This window comes from Pseudomonas sp. BAY1663 (genome assembly GCF_000582595.1).
GTDB lineage: Bacteria > Pseudomonadota > Gammaproteobacteria > Pseudomonadales > Pseudomonadaceae > Stutzerimonas > Stutzerimonas stutzeri_AF.
In genome coordinates this window covers 1-2,094 of the sequence record NZ_AZSV01000181.1, presented here as the reverse complement: position 1 = coordinate 2,094, position 2,094 = coordinate 1, and the positions used below count along the sequence as shown (strand labels likewise).

Below are 2,094 nucleotides of genomic sequence, written 5' to 3'. Positions count from 1 at the left end.
CTCATGGCCGGCACCGCGGTAGGCCTCCTCGCGCCCATCGGCGGCAGTGGCCACCAGCGCCGCACCGGCCTGGAAAAACGGCGCATCCAGCGGCACGCGCAGACGCCCGTCGACCAGCACCCGCAGCGGCGGTCGCTGCAACGCCAACGCGGTGCTTTGCGCGTCCAGCCCCAGCTCGGCACCGCGCACGGTCAGCCGCGCGGCATCCATCAGCACGGTATCGGCGCCGGTCAGCACCGCGCTGGAACGGGCGCGCAGGCGCTGCACCTCGGCACGTGCCGCCGGCCCGGTGATCCACTGGCTCTCGCCGCTGGCCATCGCGGTGCGGCCATCGAGGCTCATTGCCAGCTTGGCGCGAACGAACGGCAGGCCGCTTTCCATGCGCTTGATGAAGCCCGCATTGAGTTCGCGCGCCTCGGCCTCCAGCACGCCGCTGGCGACCTCGATGCCGGCGCTGCGCAACAACGCCAGCCCGCGCCCGGCGACCTGCGGATTGGGGTCCTGCATCGCCGCCACCACACGGGCGACGCCGGCCTTGACCAGGGCCTCGGCGCAAGGCGGCGTACGCCCGTGGTGGCTGCAGGGCTCGAGGGTGACGTAGGCGGTGGCGCCACGCGCACGTTCGCCGGCCTGGCGCAGCGCATGGACCTCGGCATGCGGTTCGCCGGCGCGCACGTGCCAGCCTTCGCCGACCCGCTCGCCATCGGCGACGATGACGCAGCCGACCCGCGGGTTGGGATGCGTCGAATACAGGCCCTTGCGCGCCAGTTGCAGGGCGCGGGCCATCCAGGCGTGATCGGCGGCGTTCATTCGTTCTTCGCGGGCTCGCGGGACAACCGTTCGATTTCCTCGCGGAACTCGTTGAGGTCCTGGAAGCGGCGGTACACCGAGGCGAAGCGGATATAGGCGACCTCGTCGAGCTTCTGCAGCTCGGCCATCACCAGTTCGCCGAGCACCCGCGACTTGATCTCGCGCTCGCCGGTGGCGCGCAGCTGGTGCTTGATATGGGCGATGGCCGCTTCCAGGCGCTCGACGCTGACCGGACGTTTCTCCAGCGCGCGCTGCATGCCGGCGCGCAGTTTCTGCTCGTCGAACGGCTGGCGGCTGCCGTCCTGCTTGATCAGCCGCGGCATCACCAGCTCGGCGGTCTCGAAGGTGGTGAAACGCTCACCGCAGGCCAGGCACTCGCGGCGACGGCGGACCTGATCGCCCTCGGCGACCAGGCGGGAATCGATGACCTTGGTGTCGTGGGCACCGCAGAAGGGACAATGCATGAGCTGGAATCGGTCGTACGTCGGGACGGCCATGGTAGCGCATCCGCCCGGCAAGACAAGGCGGCGGCTTTGCTGCTATACAGGCCCGCATTCGCCGTCGCCAGGAGCTCTCCGTGCCGCTACGCCCCGCCCTTCCGCTCGCCCTGCTGGCCGTGCTCGCAGGCTGCAGCAGCCCACCCGGCGAACCGCCGGCACCCGCCGTCGAATTGAGCGACGCGCCGCATTCGAAGCTGCTCAACGAACTGAGCGGCAGCCTGCTCGGCGCGCCGGCCGGCAGCGAGGTCGAACTGGCGCTGCTCGAGGTCGACCGCCGCGACCAGCCCGACCGCCTGCTGAGCAACGTGCGGCTGCAGGGCCGGGGCTCGGAACTGCCATTCATCCTGCAATTCAACCCCGACGTCTTCCCGACCGACCAGCGGGTCGAGTTGCGCGGCCGGGTCACCCGCGACGGCCAGCTGATCATGCGCCTGCCGCCGCGCACCATCGCCAGCCCGGCCAGCCAGGCCCTGGGGCCGCTGCAACTGGTCCCCGCACCGTGAGGCCGCCCGCGCAGCTGCAAGCAGCGCTGAACGGCTTGCTGGGCGATGCGCGGCTGGTGGCCGAAACGCTGCCGGGCAGCGACCTGCGCCTGTGGCTGATCGATGCGGCGAACATGGATCGTGCCTTCAGCCCCGAGGAAACCCGGAGGATTCTCGAAGAGCCGCCCTACTGGAGCTTCTGCTGGGCCAGCGGCCTGGTGCTGGCGCGCTGGCTGGCCGAGCGGCCGGAGTGGGTGCGCGGCAAGCGCGTGCTGGATTTCGGCGCCGGTTCGGCGCCGCCG

Annotated in this window: 3 protein-coding genes and 1 pseudogene; 2 read left to right on the top strand and 2 right to left on the bottom strand. The window is 71.1% G+C overall.

Annotated features, from left to right (window positions below; all coding sequences use genetic code 11):
- Positions 1–810 (bottom strand): bifunctional diaminohydroxyphosphoribosylaminopyrimidine deaminase/5-amino-6-(5-phosphoribosylamino)uracil reductase RibD (gene ribD / locus BAY1663_RS22585; RefSeq protein WP_037045330.1); only part of this gene is annotated, 810 nt, incomplete at its 3' end.
- A complete protein-coding gene (gene nrdR / locus BAY1663_RS22580) occupies positions 807–1,274 on the bottom strand; it encodes a transcriptional regulator NrdR (RefSeq protein ID WP_037045334.1) in 468 nt (155 codons plus the stop codon). The genes ribD and nrdR, both read right to left, overlap by 4 nt.
- Positions 1,275–1,387: 113 nt before the next feature.
- On the opposite strand from nrdR, the gene BAY1663_RS22575 reads away from it, so the two are divergent.
- Both BAY1663_RS22575 and BAY1663_RS22570 read left to right on the top strand, forming a co-directional pair.
- Positions 1,388–1,813 (top strand): YbaY family lipoprotein, encoded by a 426-nt coding sequence (locus tag BAY1663_RS22575; protein ID WP_037045329.1) that lies wholly within the window; start codon positions 1,388–1,390, stop codon positions 1,811–1,813.
- Positions 1,810–2,094 (top strand): annotated as a pseudogene (locus tag BAY1663_RS22570) (protein methyltransferase); the annotation flags it as partial. The gene BAY1663_RS22575 and the pseudogene BAY1663_RS22570, both read left to right, overlap by 4 nt.

What these genes read in the sequence shown, in the direction of transcription:
- nrdR (WP_037045334.1), bottom strand. Translation starts at nt 1,274, where the DNA reads ATGCATTGTCCCTTCTGCGGTGCCCACGACACCAAGGTCATCGATTCC.